At 59.4% G+C, this 16129-nt stretch carries 15 protein-coding genes; 12 read left to right on the forward strand and 3 right to left on the reverse strand.

The genetic code is table 11. The features are described 5' to 3' along the window. Nucleotides 1-152 precede the first annotated feature (152 nt). From VOI23_RS14810 to VOI23_RS14830, 5 genes are all read left to right on the forward strand, one after another. Nucleotides 153-1415: a SulP family inorganic anion transporter gene (locus tag VOI23_RS14810; protein ID WP_323785691.1), complete on the forward strand. Its 1263-nt coding sequence runs from the start codon at nucleotides 153-155 to the stop codon at nucleotides 1413-1415. Between the two features lie 169 nt (nucleotides 1416-1584). Beyond that, on the forward strand, nucleotides 1585-2790 hold the full coding sequence (locus VOI23_RS14815) for a TCR/Tet family MFS transporter (protein ID WP_323785692.1): 1206 nt from the start codon (nucleotides 1585-1587) through the stop codon (nucleotides 2788-2790). A 101-nt stretch (nucleotides 2791-2891) separates the two neighbouring features. Continuing rightward, entirely contained in the window at nucleotides 2892-3983 is a 1092-nt protein-coding gene (locus VOI23_RS14820) for a Zn-dependent alcohol dehydrogenase (protein WP_323785694.1), read from the forward strand. Between the two features lie 33 nt (nucleotides 3984-4016). Further along, nucleotides 4017-5264: a mandelate racemase/muconate lactonizing enzyme family protein gene (locus tag VOI23_RS14825; RefSeq protein WP_323785695.1), complete on the forward strand. Its 1248-nt coding sequence runs from the start codon at nucleotides 4017-4019 to the stop codon at nucleotides 5262-5264. Nucleotides 5265-5344: 80 nt separating this feature from the next. Further along, nucleotides 5345-5656 carry a metalloregulator ArsR/SmtB family transcription factor gene (locus VOI23_RS14830; protein WP_323785753.1) on the forward strand — a complete coding sequence of 104 codons (312 nt, stop codon included), beginning with the start codon at nucleotides 5345-5347 and terminating at the stop codon, nucleotides 5654-5656. A gap of 56 nt (nucleotides 5657-5712) precedes the next feature. Here the strand turns inward: VOI23_RS14830 and VOI23_RS14835 are convergent, their stop codons facing one another. Then, a complete protein-coding gene (locus VOI23_RS14835) occupies nucleotides 5713-6627 on the reverse strand; it encodes a LysR family transcriptional regulator (protein ID WP_323785696.1) in 915 nt (304 codons plus the stop codon). 108 nt (nucleotides 6628-6735) lie between these two features. Here VOI23_RS14835 and VOI23_RS14840 point away from each other — a divergent pair, with 108 nt between their 5' ends. The 5 genes from VOI23_RS14840 (at nucleotide 6736) to modC (ending at nucleotide 11743) form a co-directional block, all read left to right on the forward strand. Then, nucleotides 6736-7926 (forward strand): cytochrome P450, encoded by a 1191-nt coding sequence (locus VOI23_RS14840; protein WP_323785697.1) that lies wholly within the window; start codon nucleotides 6736-6738, stop codon nucleotides 7924-7926. 87 nt (nucleotides 7927-8013) lie between these two features. Then, nucleotides 8014-9051, forward strand: coding sequence for a TRAP transporter substrate-binding protein (locus VOI23_RS14845; protein WP_323785698.1), 1038 nt, complete (start codon nucleotides 8014-8016; stop codon nucleotides 9049-9051). Between the two features lie 115 nt (nucleotides 9052-9166). Next, nucleotides 9167-9919 (forward strand): molybdate ABC transporter substrate-binding protein, encoded by a 753-nt coding sequence (gene modA / locus VOI23_RS14850; RefSeq protein ID WP_323785699.1) that lies wholly within the window; start codon nucleotides 9167-9169, stop codon nucleotides 9917-9919. Between the two features lie 10 nt (nucleotides 9920-9929). Then, a complete protein-coding gene (gene modB, locus VOI23_RS14855; RefSeq protein ID WP_323785700.1) occupies nucleotides 9930-10625 on the forward strand; it encodes a molybdate ABC transporter permease subunit in 696 nt (231 codons plus the stop codon). Beyond that, nucleotides 10622-11743: a molybdenum ABC transporter ATP-binding protein gene (modC, locus tag VOI23_RS14860; protein WP_323785701.1), complete on the forward strand. Its 1122-nt coding sequence runs from the start codon at nucleotides 10622-10624 to the stop codon at nucleotides 11741-11743. The genes modB and modC overlap by 4 nt, the downstream gene beginning before the upstream one ends. On the opposite strand, the gene VOI23_RS14865 is transcribed toward modC, so the two are convergent. Further along, nucleotides 11710-12186, reverse strand: a complete 477-nt coding sequence (locus VOI23_RS14865; protein ID WP_323785702.1) for a DUF3237 domain-containing protein — start codon at nucleotides 12184-12186, stop codon at nucleotides 11710-11712. The genes modC and VOI23_RS14865 overlap by 34 nt on opposite strands. Nucleotides 12187-12305: 119 nt before the next feature. On the opposite strand from VOI23_RS14865, the gene VOI23_RS14870 reads away from it, so the two are divergent. Both VOI23_RS14870 and VOI23_RS14875 read left to right on the forward strand, forming a co-directional pair. Next, nucleotides 12306-14057, forward strand: coding sequence for a feruloyl-CoA synthase (locus tag VOI23_RS14870; protein ID WP_323785703.1), 1752 nt, complete (start codon nucleotides 12306-12308; stop codon nucleotides 14055-14057). A gap of 112 nt (nucleotides 14058-14169) precedes the next feature. Continuing rightward, a complete protein-coding gene (locus VOI23_RS14875; protein WP_323785704.1) occupies nucleotides 14170-14988 on the forward strand; it encodes an AraC family transcriptional regulator in 819 nt (272 codons plus the stop codon). 113 nt (nucleotides 14989-15101) lie between these two features. Here the strand turns inward: VOI23_RS14875 and VOI23_RS14880 are convergent, their stop codons facing one another. After that, nucleotides 15102-15881 (reverse strand): SDR family oxidoreductase, encoded by a 780-nt coding sequence (locus VOI23_RS14880; protein ID WP_323785705.1) that lies wholly within the window; start codon nucleotides 15879-15881, stop codon nucleotides 15102-15104. Between the last annotated feature and the right edge of the window lie 248 nt (nucleotides 15882-16129).

A 16129-nucleotide genomic window follows, 5' to 3' on the forward strand; every position in this document is an offset into this window, starting at 1 on the left:
TCTGCCTGCGCTTTGGTGGCAGGTCAGGATCCAAGCCATTCATTTCAGAACGCCTCCGGACCGCGCATTACGCTGTCCGCCCGCATCCTGTTAGATTCCAAATAACAACGCAAAACGAATGCCTTAGGCATTCACGCGAAAGACGGTCAACGATGAAACCCAAGATACTCACGACGCTGCAATCCTATAGCCGACAGTTGTTCTTGGCGGACGCATTGGCTGGCGTGACCGTTGCGATGGTCGCCCTGCCGCTCAGCCTCGCCATCGCGATTGCCTCGGGTGCGGATCCGGCCAAGGGGCTGATAACGGCAATTATTGGTGGCTTCATAATCTCCGCCCTCGGCGGCAGCCGCGTTCAGATCGGCGGCCCCACCGGCGCCTTCATCGTTGTTGTCTTCGGCGTGATTGCCGAACATGGCTATGATGGACTTGTCCTCGCCACCTTCATGGCGGGCCTGATCCTGCTGATCGCAGGGGGGCTGCATGCCGGCAGGTTGATACAATTGATCCCCGAACCTGTCATCAACGGCTTCACCATCGGGATCGCGATCATCATCGCCACCAGCCAGCTCAAGGACCTTTTTGGATTGACCCCAGAACAGGTTCCGGCGGAATTTTTCGCCAAGCTGGAAACCCTTTGGGGCGCGCGTGTGACGCTTTCGCCAGCCGCGCTTGCCATCGGCGTGACCGCCATGATCCTGATTGTTGTCCTGCGGCGAATTTTCCCGCGTTTTCCTGGGCTTATTGTGGCAATCGCGGCAGCATCCGCAATCGTTGCGGCGATGGGTTTACCGGTCGACACGATCCATTCGCGCTTCGGAGACCTGCCACGAACTTTGCCGATGCCCACTGTTCCCTTCGTCAGCGGGGCGCGGATTGTTGAATTGCTTCCCTCCGCCCTGGTGATAGCCTTTCTTGCCGGGGTCGAGTCGTTGTTGTCGGCGATGGTAGCGGACCGGATGATCGCGGGGCGCCATCGACCAAATGCCGAACTGATCGCGCAAGGGGCCGCCAATCTGGGCTCGGCTTTTTTCGGGGGGCTGCCAGCCACCGGAGCGATCGCACGCACCGCGACGAATGTCAGGGCAGGCGGCAAAACACCCGTCGCAGGGATCGTTCATGCGCTTGCAATATTGCTGGTGATGCTGGTTGCTGCCCCCTTGGCGGGTTTCATGGCGATGCCTGCGCTTGCCGGTCTGCTGATATTGACGGCTTGGAACATGTGCGAATTTCACCGTTGGAAAGGCTATCTGAAAGACCGCCGTTCAGATCAGCTGCTTTTGGTCCTGACCCTTGTTCTGACGGTCATTGCCGACCTGACGGTCGCGATCAGTGTCGGGGTCGCGGTTGGATTGGCGATCCGCCTGTATCGCAGGGACACCCCTCCGTCAGACTGGACCGAACCCCACAGATAGACGACCGCCACCGACTAATCACCCAAGCACAAGAAATTACATAGTTTTTCAACCTTCGGCCTCCGTTTCCATTTGGCAATATCCATTCCTGTTCTTTTCCCTTTTCAGCTCAACCGCAGCCACCTATCTTCGTCTGTGGCCACCGGCCCGGTTTCCAGCAGGCGCGTTCATGTCGAGTAGACTCCCCGTTCTTTTCATCCTCACCACCATCGCGATTGATGCTATTGGCATCGGGTTAATAATGCCGGTCATGCCCGACCTGATCCGTGAAGTCGGGGGCGGCGACCTATCCCAGGCGGCAATCTGGGGCGGCATCCTGTCAACGTCATTTGCGGTGATGCAATTCCTGTTTGGCCCACTGCTGGGTCGGCTTTCCGACAGCTTCGGGCGTCGTCCGGTGTTGCTGGTGTCGTTGGCAATCATGGCCGCCGACTATTTGGTAATGGCTCTGGCCGGGACAATCTGGTTGTTGTTGGCGGGCCGGATCGTCGGCGGCATCACCGCCGCCACGCATTCCACCGCCATGGCCTTTATGGCCGACATCTCGGCCCCGGAAGACAAAGCGCGTCGCTTTGGTCTGGTCGGCGCGGCGTTCGGGGCGGGTTTCGTGCTGGGTCCGGTGCTGGGCGGATTGCTGGCCGAATACGGGACACGGGCCCCCTTTTATCTGGCTGCCGCGCTGGCGCTCGGCAATGCGGTTTTCGGCGCGTTGATCCTGCCTGAAACGGTCACCGACAAAACCCGCCGCGCCTTCCGTTGGACCGGTGCCAATCCGTTTTCGGCCCTGCAGAATTTGGTCAGACTACCATCGATCCAATCGCTTACGGCCGTGTATTTCTTCTATCAACTGGCCAATATGGTCTATCCCGCGATCTGGGCCTATTTCACCATCGAACGGTTCGGATGGTCGCCCGGCATGATTGGGGTTTCACTGATGGCCTATGGCGCCGGATTGGCCGTTGTCCAGGGCGCGCTTGTCGCACCGACAATCCGGTTGTTGGGTAACAATCGCACGGTGATCCTGGGGCTGCTGATAGAGTTAGCCACTTTAGTCGTGCTCACGGTCATTACTTCGGGGATCTGGACGCTGATCATGATCCCCGTGATTTCGCTGGGGGCTGTTGGCTTGCCAGCATTGCAAGGGATCATTTCGCGCACCGCTCCCGACGATTCCCAAGGCGAATTGCAAGGTGTTCTGGCCAGCATCACCTCGGTGGCGATGATTATCGGGCCGGTGGTTATGACACAGATATTTGCCGTATTCACAACCCCCGGGAACCTCATTTACTTGCCCGGCGCGCCTTTCCTTCTGGCCGCGTTCCTGATGCTCGCCGCGCTGCTTGTCTTCGCTCGCGGCCCCCGGCTTTCCAATTGACGTAGCGTCGCCAGTCATTTCGCATAGTAAAATTAAATTTCGCACTTGCAGAAAAAACCAGCCTTGATGCAAATTCACTGCAACAGGAAAAGGGGAGTCTCATGTCCAAAGTCAAAGCTGCCGTATGCCACGAATTCGGCGCGCCATTGAAGATCGAAGAGATCGAGCTGCGCGCGCCGGAGACAGGCGAGGTTGAGGTGACGATCGACGCGGTCGCCATCTGCCATTCCGATATTTCTTTTTGGGAAGGCGGTTTCGGCGGCAGCCTGCCCGCAGTTTATGGCCATGAAGGTGCCGGACGGGTGACCGCAGTCGGCAATGCCGTTCAGGGGTTCGAAGTGGGCGACAACGTCGCGGTCACACTGATCCGCGCCTGCGGTCATTGCAACAGTTGCGGCGGTGGCAAACCGACGATCTGTGAAACGCCCTATGACGGCACCAAGGGTCCGTTGACCACGACCGAGGGCGCCCCGGTCTTTCAGGGGCTGGCGACCGGCGCCTTTGCCGAAAAGGTTGTCGTGGATCAGAGCCAGATCGTGAAAATTCCGACCGATATGGCCAAAGATGTCGCTTCGCTGCTGTCCTGCGGCGTGATCACCGGGGTCGGCGCGGCAGTCAACGCCGCCGGCATCCGGCCCGGCCAGGATGTGGTGGTGATCGGTGCCGGAGGTGTTGGCCTGAACGCCATTCAAGGCGCGCGGATAGCCGGCGCCCGCAGGATCGTGGCGGTAGACATGAATGCCGACAAGCTGGAGGCAGCCAAGGAATTCGGCGCCACGGACGGTGTGCTGGCGAGCGAAGGCAAACCGTGGAGCGCGGTCAAGAAACTGCTGGGCCGAGGCGCCGATGTGGTGCTTGTCACCGTTGGGGTCGCCGCCGTCTACGACATGGCGCCGCGCTATATCGGCAATGGCGGCAAGGTGATCATGGTCGGCATGCCGCATTTCGGTGAGACCGCGAAGTATTCGCCACTGATCATGGCCGATGTCGGCCAGGGAATCGTCGGATCTAAAATGGGCGACGTGGTGATCAAGCGCGATATTCCGTGGATGGTCGACCTGTACCAGCAGGGCCGGTTGAAGCTAGACGAGTTGATTTCTGGCCGTTGGAGCCTTGAGCAAATCAATGAAGCGATCGCCGACACCAAATCCGGCGCCGCGCGGCGCAACGTGATCATTTTCGATCACGGCTGATCCGGTCTATGATGGCCCGCAAGGAGGGCCGCCATGCACCTGAGCGATCTTGATATCATCGTGACCGCCCCACCCGCACCGGGCTGGGGCGGGCGCTATTGGATACTGATCAAGCTGACCACATCGAACGGGATCACCGGTTGGGGCGAATGCTATGCCAGTTCGGTCGGGCCCGAAGCGATGAAAGCAGTGATTGAGGACGTGTTCGAACGCCACATGGCGGGCGAAAATCCTGAAAATATCGAACTTATGTTTCGCCGCGCCTATTCGGCGGGATTCACGCAGCGCCCCGACCTGACCGTCATGGGGGCGTTTTCGGGGTTGGAAATCGCCTGTTGGGATATTTTAGGCAAGGCGCGGGATCGACCGGTCTGGGCCCTGCTGGGAGGGCGGGTGAACGACCGGCTGCGCGCCTATTCCTATCTCTACCCGTTGCCACATCATGACCTGCCCGATTTCTGGAACTCGCCCGAACAGGCCGCCGAAAGCGCTATTGATCTGGTTGAGCGCGGCTATACAGCAGTGAAATTCGACCCGGCAGGGCCCTACACGATCCGTGGCGGCCACATGCCTGCGATGCGCGACATCGACCGTTCGGTCGCATTTTGCAAGGCGATCCGCGCAGCGGCAGGTGACAAAGCCGATCTTCTGTTCGGCACCCACGGGCAATTCAGCACCGACGGGGCGATCCGTTTGGCGAAGGCATTGGAACCCTTTGACCCGCTCTGGTTCGAGGAACCAGTGCCGCCCGACAACGTGACACAGATGGCGCAGGTCGCGGCAGCGACGTCGATCCCGGTGGCGACTGGTGAAAGGCTGTGCACCAAGGCCGAATTCGCCACGGTTCTGCGCCACGGTGCGGCGCGGATACTGCAACCGGCTTTGGGTCGGGCCGGCGGACTTTGGGAAGCCAAGAAAATCGCCGCGATGGCCGAGGTCTATAACGCGCAGATTGCACCGCATCTTTATGCTGGCCCGGTGGAATGGGCAGCCAATATCAATCTTGCCGCTTCGATCCCCAACCTGCTGATGATCGAAACAATCGAAACCCCGTTCCATGATGCGCTGATCGGTGGCGCGATCCGGGTCGAAAACGGCTACGTCATCCCGCCTGAGGCCCCCGGCCTGGGGATCTCTGTCGACGAGGCTCTGGCCCGCGAAAATGCCTATTCCGGCAGCAATCTGCACTTGGAAATGCAACAGAGCCCTTGTGCTTATCAGCAGGATAACCAATTTGAAGGCGGAGCCCCGACAACACGCCGCCGATCTCGCTCTTCATAAAAATACATGCTAAGAAAGGCGGAAAATCGAGGAATGATCGAGACGTGAACACTCAGACACCCCCCGCCCCGCCTTCAGAAATGGCCCGCAGCGCTGAAGCGGCTGCCGCGTATCTTAAAACTCTGGCCCATGAGGGGCGGCTGATGATCCTGTGCCATCTGGGATCGGGCGAAAAATCAGTGGGCGAGTTGGAAAGTCTGCTGGAAATCCGTCAGGCGGCCGTCAGTCAGATGCTGGCACGGCTGCGCGAAGAGGGTCTGGTGACGACCCGGCGAGAAGGCAAAACGATTTACTACTCGCTTGCGGATGAAAACACCTATGAGGTGATCAGCCTGCTTTACCGGCTCTTCTGCGGCCCGGTCGACGCCGCCGATGGCAAAGTCAGCTGCTGACGCTAAACGCCAAAAGTCAGGGCCATGACCAAAGCAACGCGCTTGCGCTGCAACCGTCATACCCGGTCCTGATTTAACTCGTCCGCAATTTCGCCCAACATTTTCCGCACCCATTTATACATCGCCGAATGATGCGTCCGTGAGGTCCAGTAAAGGTCAATGTCAAAGGGCGCGGGAAACGGGCATTCCCCGAACACCACCTGATCTCCATAAGCGCGCGCTGTACGCAGAGGAACCGTCGCAACCAGATCGGTGCCGATCAGGATATCGGGCAAATTGGCCGGGCTTGGGACTTCCATGATCGAATTCAGCATCATCCCCGCCGCTTCGACCTCGACCAGATAGCGCGATTGCCAATTGCCGCCATAAGTCACCACCACATGCGGAGCAGCAACAAATTCCCTGGCCGTCAACACCTTGCCTGCCAGCGGGTTATCTGGCGCCATAACGCTGACATAGTGATCGCCGGCCAACCGCCGTCCATAGAACCCGCCTTCGGTGATCTGGACCGGCCCGATCAGCAGATCGCTTTCTCCGCGCGCCAACTGATCCTTGCCTTGCACGGTCGAAGAGATGATGTCGAGCTTCAGGCCCGGCGCATTATCCCTCAGCCGCCGTACCAGCGGCGGCACCAAAATCACCCTTTCGTAGAAATTGCACGATATCGTGATGGTTGCCCGGGCATTGGCCGGATCGAATTCACGCGGTTCGGTCAGGGCGGCGAATTCATCCACCATCTGCCCCGCCGCCGCGACAATTTCATTGCAACGGTCGGTGGCGACAATGCCCGCCCCCTGACGTACGAAAAGAGGATCGCTGAACACGTTGCGCAGCCGGTCGATTGCATAGCTGATCGTGGACTGGTTCACCCCCAACGCTTCGGCCGCACGGGTAAAGGACCCATGGGCATGCACCAGCCGCAGCACTTTCAATGCTGCAAAATCCACGGTCATCGGATCACGGGATGCCACGGGAACCTCCATCGAATTTGTCGATGCAGTATATCAATTTCATCAGATTGTCGAATAGAACCCGCTCGCCTAAAGTCGCTATACCGTTGACGTTCTGGGGAGGGAACGATGACCGCTGCGCTCGACAATTTCGCACCGATAGACGAATCGATCACGATTCAGCAACTCACGCTCGATCCCTATCCGATTTACAAGCGGCTGCGCGCAGAAGCGCCGGTTCTGCGGGTGAAATCTGTAGGCCGCACCCTGCTGACCAAGGCCGAAGACACCAAATACGTCAAGGACAACCCCGGTCTGTTCAGTTCGAACGATCCCGAAACGCCGATGGAACGTGCCTTCCGCGCTCATACCCTGATGCGTAAGGATGGCGAAGAACATGCCCGCGAACGTGGCGCGATGGCCCCGTCCTTCAGCGCAAAGAACATCACGCAGTGCTGGACCCCGATCTATACCGAGATCGCCGAGCAATTCGTCAGCGCCCTGCCGCGCGGCGAGACGGTGGATCTGTTTCCGACACTGGCGGGCCCCTTTGCCGCGCGCACGCTGACCCGCCTGCTGGGCATTCCCGAGGCCAGCGATGACGACATGCAGCGCTGGAGCCAGATTCTGATTGATGGCGCTGGCAATTTTGGCTGGGCGGACGAGTTATTCGCGCAATGCGATGCGGCCAATGACGAAATGGACGCGCTGTTCGCACGGGCGGCGGACAAACACATCAAGGACCCGAACCAATCGGCCCTTTCGGTAATGCTGAACGCAGAAGATCCGATCCCGATGTCGCAGATATATGCCAACGTAAAAATTGCCATCGGCGGCGGCATCAACGAACCGCGCGACGCGCTGCTGACCATCATCTACGGACTACTAAGCAATCCCGATCAGTTCGAGGCCTGCAAGACGGACGGACTGTGGCTGCAGGCGTTCGAAGAAGGTGTACGCTGGGTCGCGCCGATCCAAGTCTCGTCGCGCTTGGTGACCGAAGATACCGAGATACGTGGCAACCTCATTCCAAAGGGCGACACCGTCATGACCATTCAGGCGTCAGCCAATCATGACGAAGATCTTTATGAAGATGGACACCTGTACAACATCTTCCGCCTCAAGCAGCAACATCAGGCGTTCGGTAACGGACCGCATTTCTGTCAAGGCACCCATGTTGCGCGGCGGATGATTGCAAATATCATGCTACCGATGCTGTTCGACCGGTTCCCCAACATGACCCTGCCTGATCCATCCAAAGTCGATTTCTACGGGTTCGGTTTCCGTGGGCCGCGCCATCTGCCGGTGACGTTGAACTGATAATGTTCAGTCCCATCGGACAAAAGAGAGTATATATGACAGGCAACTAACGAGTTGGGCAAACCAACTTCATTCTTGGGAGGAAAAATGAAAAAACGAACTCTGCTGAAAACAGCAACCGCTGCGGTGCTGGCCATGGGCCTGACGCCGGCAGCGGCATTTGCGCAGGACATTACCCTGACCCTGCACCAGTTTCTGCCGCCGCCTGCGACGGTTCCGAAACACATTCTGAAACCTTGGGCGAAGCGCGTCGAAGACCGCACCGGCGGCAAGTTGAAGATTGAACATTACGACGCGATGTCGCTGGGTGGACGGCCACCGGATCTGATGGATCAGGCGATTGACGGTGTTGCTGACATCGTTATGACCGTTGTGGGATATACCCCCGGACGTTTTCCGCGTACCGAGGTGTTTGAACTGCCCTTCATGATGACCGACCCGGTCGCCACCGCGATGGCGTTTCAGGACATGGTCGAAACCGACCTGCAAAACAGCGAATATGGCGAGGTCAAAGTGCTGGGTGCCTGGGTGCATGGTCCCGGTGTGATCCACACCAAGGATGGCGTGTCCAAGCTGGAAGACCTCGAAGGCAAGAAACTTCGCGGTCCGACCCGGGTGATCAACGACCTGTTGTCGGAACTGGGTGCAACTCCGGTGGGGATGCCGCTGCCTGCAATTCCCGAAGCGTTGTCCAAGGGCGTGATCGACGGAACCGTGATCCCGTGGGAAGTGACGCCAGCGATCAAGCTTGCGGAGCTGGTTCACAATCACACTGAATTTTCCGGTGAAGAAGCGCTCTATACAGCGACGATCGTCATGGTGATGAATCGGGACAAGTATGACAGCCTGCCCGAGGATATCCGCGCTGCAATCGATGCGGAATCCGGCATGGCTTTGTCCAAATTCGCAGCGGAAGTCATGTACGAGTATGATAAACCGGGACGCGATATCGCCGAGAAGGCGGGCAATACAATCGTCCAGCTGGACGCAGCCGAAGTCGCCCGTTTCAAGGAAAAAGCCCAACCAGTGATCGCCCGTTGGGTCGCCGATCTGGAAGGCAAGGGCATTGATGGTAATGCGCTAATCATGCAAGCAAAAGAGCTGATCAAGAAGCACGGCGGTTAATACTGCATTCCCTTTTAGTAGAGCTGAACAGCCGCCTCTTGGGGCGGCTGTTCTCGTTTTGATTCGATAATAATATCGCTTGCAAATTCCTGACTTTCGCCGGAGTTTCAGGAGCATGAAACGATTGGTTTGCACTCTTGCGCTGATGTTGCTGCCCCTGCCCGGTCTGGCCGGACAGGTCAGCGTATTCGCCGCCGCCAGTCTGAAAACCGCGCTGACAGATGTCGCCACAAACTGGGAAGATCAGACCGGGCATGATGTGACCCTGTCCTTTGCAGGCAGTTCGGCGTTGGCCCGGCAGATCGAAGCCGGTGCTCCGGCCGATGTGTTTATTTCGGCTAATACGGCATGGATGGATCATCTGGAACAGCTAGGGTTGTTGCACCAAGGCAGCCGCGCCGATCTGTTGGGCAATCAGCTCGTGCTCATCGGCCCAGCCGGGGCCGCCCCGTTGGCTTTGGACGACGGGTTGGTCGACGCGCTGGACGGTGGGCATATGGCGATGGCGCTGTATCAGGCGGTTCCCGCCGGTATCTATGGCAAGGCCGCGCTGGAATTTCTGGGGCTTTGGTCCGAAATCGCGCCGCATGTGGCACAGGCCGATAATGTCCGCGCTGCGCTGGCCTTGGTCGCGCTTGGTGAAACACCGCTGGGCATCGTCTACAGAACCGATGCGCAGGCGGAACCGAAGGTGAGCGTCGTGGCAACCTTCCCCCAAAACAGTCATCCACCGATCACCTATCCGGTCGCGATGTTGGCCGACACCCGCAGCGACGACGCGCAATCGTTCCTCGACTACCTCAGCACGCCGGTTGCCAAGGCGATTTTCCAGCGCCACGGTTTTACCGACCCACCGCAGTCCAATTGACCTGCCTCAGATGGATTTTCTGAGCCCCGAAGAATGGACCGCCGTTGCCTTGTCGCTACGGGTATCGCTCTGGGCCACTGTGGTGGCGTTGCCTTTGGCGATCTGGATAGCGGTCCTGCTGGCGCGGCGTGAATTCTGGGGCAAACAACTGCTCAACGGCATCGTGCATCTGCCGCTGATCCTGCCGCCAGTCGTCACCGGCTATATGCTGCTTTTGACCTTTGGACGCCGCGCGCCGGTGGGATCATGGCTGGCCGATACGCTGGGATTGGTATTCGCGTTCCGTTGGACCGGTGCGGCGCTGGCGGCTGGGATCATGGGGTTCCCGCTGATGGTGCGGGCGATCCGGCTGGCGCTGGAATCGGTCGATCCGAAACTGGAACAGGCCGCTGCGACCTTGGGCGCACCGCGTATCTGGGTGTTCGTGACGGTCACCTTGCCGCTGATCCTTCCGGGGATCATTGCCGGGGCGATCCTGGGATTTGCCAAGGCGATGGGGGAATTTGGCGCCACGATCACCTTCGTGTCTAACATCCCCGGCCAGACCCAGACCCTGCCTTCGGCGATCTATGCCTTCCTGCAGGTGCCGGGCGGTGAAGCTTCTGCCCTGCGTCTGGTGGCGGTGTCGGTCACCATCGCGATGGCGGCGCTGATCGGGTCCGAAATTCTGGCCCGCAGAGCAACGAAACGGATGATGGGCACATGAGCCTGTCGATTTCCATACAGCACCGTTTCGAAGGCTTCACACTGGATACAAGTTTCGAAGCCCCCGCCGGTGTCACCGCCCTGTTCGGCAGTTCCGGATCGGGCAAGACCACGCTGGTCAATGCCGTTGCCGGTCTGTTGCGGACCGATCAGGCCCGGGTTCAGATCGGTGAGCGGGTGCTTTGCGACAGCGCAAAGGGGCTCTTCCTACCGCCGCATAAACGCCGCATCGGGTATGTATTCCAAGAGGGCCGGTTGTTCCCGCATCTGACGGTTCGGCATAACCTGCGTTATGGCAGGTGGTTCTCCGGGCGGCGCGGTGACCGGACCGAAGAAGCCCGGGTGGTCGATATGCTGGGCATTGGCGATCTTCTCGACCGTCGTCCCGGCGCGCTATCGGGTGGGGAAAAGCAGCGCGTGGCAATCGGTCGGGCATTGCTGTCGCAACCACTTTTGTTGCTGATGGATGAACCGCTTGCCGCGCTAGACGAAGCGCGCAAAGCAGAAATCCTGCCCTATCTGGAACGGCTGCAGGACGAAACCGATATCCCGATCCTCTATGTCAGCCATTCGGTGGCCGAGGTTGCCCGTCTTGCCACAACTGTCGTGCTGTTGGACAAAGGCAAGCTGCTGAAAACCGGGCCGACCGCACAGGTGATGTCGGATCCGGCGCTGGCCCCGGCCTTCGGATTGCGCGAAGCGGGGTCGGTTCTGGCCGCCACCGTCACCGCACATCACGCCGATGGGCTGACCGAACTTATGGCCGCGGGCGGTCAGGTTTTCCTGCCGCGGATCGGTGTCGCGCCGGGCAACACCGTTCGACTGCGTATTCATGCCAATGACGTAATGCTGTCCCTTGATCGACCGGAACGGATTTCGGCGTTGAACGTATTGCCGTGCAAGGTGACCGCGATCCGCAGCGGCGGCGGCCCCGGCGCGATGGTGCAATTGAAAGCAGGTCAAGATCAGATACTGGCGCGCATCACCAAACGATCCGCCACCCTGTTGGATCTGCACCCCGGGTCCGAGGTTTTTGCCATTGTCAAATCCGTCTCTGTCGCACAGGCCGATATCGGTGCACGGGATCAGTCGATGGCAAAAAGTGATACCACAACCTGACCGTCCTTGCGGGCACCGGTACCGACAAACAGGGTGCGGTTAACCCAGGCATAGCGCGGATCGCCGCTTTCCAACCTGGCATGGGTACGCATGTAATACGCACTCGGCGCAACCTCTTCGCCGCGGGCGATGGCGGCAATGACGTCATCGGGGCCGTGGCGATAGCCGTAATTGCGGATTTCCACCACCGCACCGTCATCGGTTTCGATGGCATAGCGGGTGTCCAGTTCAGCCACGCCATTTGACCAGATCGTTTGCCAGTCGGCGCCGAGGTTCAGGATTTTTCCCGTTACTTCCGGACCTTCGACCCGGCCCCCAACAATCGGAATGATCCGCCGTTGTCCCGCCTGTCCGGCCCCCATTTCGCGGATCGGATCGAGTTCCACAAACAGATCACAGACATGCCGCAGCCCCGGCCGCGCAAGCTTCGGTTGTTCGCTCATATTGTAGACTCCTCTCTGCCAAACGGCTTGCTCGTCTTAGTGATAATAGTTATATTATATATCAATTATGGACTATGGCGAGTCTCTCGTTCCGCCATTTCCTGAGGGAGGATTAAGCAATGACCGCTACGCAGTTCTGGACACCGGAATTCCACGTCGAAAAACGCGATGACGGCACCATTTTGATGGAACATCTTGGCGTCGCCGAGCGGCTGGCCGACACCATCCCGGCGCGACTGAAATACTGGGCCGAAACCACGCCTGAAGCGATCTATCTGGCGCAGCGCGTGGAGGGCGGTGATTGGCGGCGGCTGAGCTATGGCACGGCTCATGACAGGGTGAGATCGCTGGGCGCAGCCTTTCTGGAGATGGGGCTATCGCAGGACCGGCCGGTTCTGATCCTGTCAGAAAATTCATTGGACCATGCATTGGTCGCGCTGGCAGCACAATATGTCGGCGTGCCGAGCGCGGCTGTGTCCACCGCGTTTTCGCTGGTCTCGGAAACCCATGACAAGCTGACCGGCGTGGCCGAGCTGTTACAGCCGGGGCTGATCTTCGTGTCCGACGGCGCACGATATGCCCCTGCGGTCGATGCCATCCGCACCGACGGCACTATGGTTGCCGCCACGAAACCCAGCGGCGACATGCTGGATATCACGGCACTGGCGGGCGATCCGGCCAAGGCCGACGCGGCGTTCGGGCAACTGACCGGTGATATGGTGGCGAAATACTTGTTCACCTCCGGATCGACAGGCAGCCCGAAGGCGGTGATCAACACCCATGACATGATTGCCCGCAATCAGGATATGGTCGCCGATTGCTTCCGCTTCCTGCGCGACCACCCGCCCGTCGTCATCGACTGGGCCCCATGGAGTCATACCGCCAGCGGCAACAAGGTGTTCAACATGGTGCTGTGTAATGGCGGCAGCTATTACATCGACGAGGGCAAACCGACCCCGCACCTGATAGGAGAAACCCTGCGCAACCTGCACGAAATATCGCCAACCTGGTATTTCAACGTGCCAGCAGGATACGAAATGTTGCTGGAAGAATTCCGCAAGGACCGCGAACTGGCCGAAAGGTTCTTCGCTCATCTCGATCTGATGATGTATGCGGGCGCCGGCATGGCGCAGCATATTTGGGACGGGTTGCTGGACATGGCGCGCGACGTGGCCGGGCATGACGTTTTGCTGACCACAGCGTTGGGCGCGACAGAAACCGGGCCTTTTGCGCTGATGTGCACCGAACAGCAGGAAGCGCCCGGCAATGTCGGCGTGCCCGCGCGCGGCATCACCCTGAAACTGGTACCAAACGAGGATAAGCTGGAAGCGCGCCTGAAAAGCCCCTCGATCACCGCAGGGTATTACAAGGATGCAAAAGCCACCGCGGACCATTTCGACGAGGAAGGATTTTACCTGCTGGGCGACGCGCTGCGCCCGGCCGATCCGGATGACCTGACCAAAGGATTTTTCTTTGACGGGCGGATCGCGGAAAATTTCAAGCTGGCGACCGGAACATGGGTCGCAGTCGGCGCGCTGCGCGCCAAGCTTGTCGATCATTTCGGAGGGCTGATCCGCGACGCGGTGATCGTCGGCGAAAACCGCGAGGAACTGGGCGCTCTGGTGTTTCCTGCCGAGGGCGTGGGTGAGGCCGACCTGCCCGCGTTGCAGGAAAAACTGGATAGTTTCGCCGCCGCGGCCACTGGCAGTTCCAACCGGGTGCGCCGGGTCGTGGTGCTGACCGCACCGCCGAACCTCGACAAGGGCGAGGCTACCGACAAAGGGTCGATCAATCAGCGTGCGGTGCTTCGCGAACGACCCCAGGCTGTGGCCCAGATTTACGACACCCCGTGCGGGGTCAGCTTCTGCTGACAATCCTGCCAAATGACGTTACGCCATTTCCCCCGGACCAGTGTGAAACCACCGGTCCGGTGAATTGACAGCCCCTCCCCCCCGCGCCACGCTTGCTTCAGGAGGAGTGCAGATGAGACCCCATCGGACGACGGGCCAGATGGCCATTGGGCGCGACCGGTTCTTCTATTCCGGTTTGTTAGGTAATTCGGGCAAACCCCGCAGAATGGGGGGCGTTACGATCTATGTTGCACCGGAAGGCGAGCTGGATATCGGATTTGGCAAGTCCGGCCGGACAGAACGACGGCAAATCGCAGCGCTGGCACCATATGAAACCCATCGGCTGATATCGCCTTGCGGCCGCATCCTGAACCTTGGCTTCGAACCCGAAAGCCTGCGACCCGAGGATCAGGCGCGTCTGATTGCGCGTTGCAACGATGCCGAACGCGGGCCGCAACTGGCTCAGCGTATCCGCGATGCCGAAGCGCAGCTGTCGGCAAGCGGCAAAGAGGCTGGGTTCACCAATACTGCTTTCGATCTGTTATTTTTGGGCGAAACGCTGGCAGAACGCCCGAAAGACCGCCGGATCAAAGAGGCGTTGGCGACGATCTGTATCGAGATCGAGGATAACGCGCTCAGTGCCGATGATCTGGCGGCCAAGGCGGGTTTGTCGACCTCACGCTTCCTGCACCTGTTCAAAGAAAACACCGGCATCGCGTTCCGGTCTCTACGGATGTGGAAACGGGCCAGACGGTTTCTCGACCACGCCAATGGCAGCGAAAGCCTGACCGAAGTGGCGCTGGAACTGGGGTATCCCGACAGCAGCCATTTCAGCCATTCAATCCGGCGAACCTATGGGCTGAAACCACGCTCGATCCGGTTAGGATCGCGCAATCTGAAGGTCTTTGCCGGGGCCGGATATACGCTTGGCCCCGACCGGGTGATGCCTTAGCTACCGGAGCTGAATGGAAAGCTGCCGATAGCAGGGCCTATAACCCCTGCAGTTTGAGACCTCGAAAGTCCGCTAAAAAGCCTGGTTCGCGTTTTAGTCCGAAGCGTGCCACCTCAGTCCTTCATCATCCGTTGCAGCTTGGCCATGCCGCCGATCCAGCGGTCATAATCGGCCAGTTTTCTGGTCATGTACTCACGCACCTGTTCGTGCGGCAGGATCAAAAACTGTTCGGCCTGCAACCCGGCCAGCGCCGCCTGCGCTACGGCCTTGGGCGTTAACACACCATCGAGCGTTTGTGGGCCACTGCTGATGCCGTTCAACATGTCGGTATCGACGCCTTGCGGGCATAGGATACTGACCCGGATACCATCATCCCGATGGGTGATGGCCAGATTTTCGGCGAATCCCACCGCAGCGTGTTTGGAAGTAGAATAGACCGCACTGCCAACCTGGCTGAGCAGTCCAGCGGCCGACACCGTGTTCAGGAACGTACCGCCGCCGCGCGCCTTCATCAGCGGCACCAAGATTCGCGCGGCGCGGATATGGGCCATGACATTGACCTCCCAGGCTTTCTGCCAGACCTCGTCAGGGGCACCGCCAGCATTGGCAAAATCCAGATCGAATCCGGTGGCAATCCCGGCGTTGGAACAAAACAGATCAATCGGCCCCTCTTCGGCCTCGATATCCGCGATCAGCTGCGCCATCGCCTCCGCATCGGCCACGTCCAGTTGCAAACCGCGGCCACCGATTTCAGCGGCCACCGCCTTGGCTCCGGCCCCGTCCAGATCCGTCACAACCACATTCGCCCCGGCATCTGCCAACGCTTCGCAAAGCGCCTGGCCGATGCCGTTTGCACCACCGGTCACCACCGCCAGAGATCCCTTGATCTGCATGGTCTTTCCTCCTGCTTTCCCAACTTGGTGAAACTGTCTTGTGCAAATCAGGGCCGCACAAGCCGCAGATCGACTGACGGAACGTCATTTGCGGACAGCAGCTATACGCAAGTCACCCCAACAGCTTGCCTTATCCTGCCCTTCGGTCCTATTCCTGCTGGCCGCTCACTGAAAACCCGGAGTCCCCTTGTCCCTGCAATTTCCCCACACCGACCTCCCATCCCCTGGCGAAACACTTGAAATCGCCC

The organism is Thalassovita sp. (assembly GCF_034670005.1).
Taxonomy (GTDB): Bacteria; Pseudomonadota; Alphaproteobacteria; order Rhodobacterales; family Rhodobacteraceae; genus Thalassobius.

What these genes read in the sequence shown, in the direction of transcription:
- VOI23_RS14815 (WP_323785692.1), top strand. Translation starts at nt 1,585, where the DNA reads ATGTCGAGTAGACTCCCCGTTCTTTTCATCCTCACCACCATCGCGATT.
- VOI23_RS14820 (WP_323785694.1), top strand. Translation starts at nt 2,892, where the DNA reads ATGTCCAAAGTCAAAGCTGCCGTATGCCACGAATTCGGCGCGCCATTG.
- VOI23_RS14875 (WP_323785704.1), top strand. Translation starts at nt 14,170, where the DNA reads ATGAGACCCCATCGGACGACGGGCCAGATGGCCATTGGGCGCGACCGG.
- modC (WP_323785701.1), top strand. Translation starts at nt 10,622, where the DNA reads ATGAGCCTGTCGATTTCCATACAGCACCGTTTCGAAGGCTTCACACTG.
- VOI23_RS14870 (WP_323785703.1), top strand. Translation starts at nt 12,306, where the DNA reads ATGACCGCTACGCAGTTCTGGACACCGGAATTCCACGTCGAAAAACGC.
- modA (WP_323785699.1), top strand. Translation starts at nt 9,167, where the DNA reads ATGAAACGATTGGTTTGCACTCTTGCGCTGATGTTGCTGCCCCTGCCC.
- VOI23_RS14840 (WP_323785697.1), top strand. Translation starts at nt 6,736, where the DNA reads ATGACCGCTGCGCTCGACAATTTCGCACCGATAGACGAATCGATCACG.
- VOI23_RS14880 (WP_323785705.1), bottom strand. Translation starts at nt 15,881, where the DNA reads ATGCAGATCAAGGGATCTCTGGCGGTGGTGACCGGTGGTGCAAACGGC.
- modB (WP_323785700.1), top strand. Translation starts at nt 9,930, where the DNA reads ATGGATTTTCTGAGCCCCGAAGAATGGACCGCCGTTGCCTTGTCGCTA.
- VOI23_RS14845 (WP_323785698.1), top strand. Translation starts at nt 8,014, where the DNA reads ATGAAAAAACGAACTCTGCTGAAAACAGCAACCGCTGCGGTGCTGGCC.
- VOI23_RS14865 (WP_323785702.1), bottom strand. Translation starts at nt 12,186, where the DNA reads ATGAGCGAACAACCGAAGCTTGCGCGGCCGGGGCTGCGGCATGTCTGT.
- VOI23_RS14830 (WP_323785753.1), top strand. Translation starts at nt 5,345, where the DNA reads ATGGCCCGCAGCGCTGAAGCGGCTGCCGCGTATCTTAAAACTCTGGCC.
- VOI23_RS14810 (WP_323785691.1), top strand. Translation starts at nt 153, where the DNA reads ATGAAACCCAAGATACTCACGACGCTGCAATCCTATAGCCGACAGTTG.
- VOI23_RS14825 (WP_323785695.1), top strand. Translation starts at nt 4,017, where the DNA reads ATGCACCTGAGCGATCTTGATATCATCGTGACCGCCCCACCCGCACCG.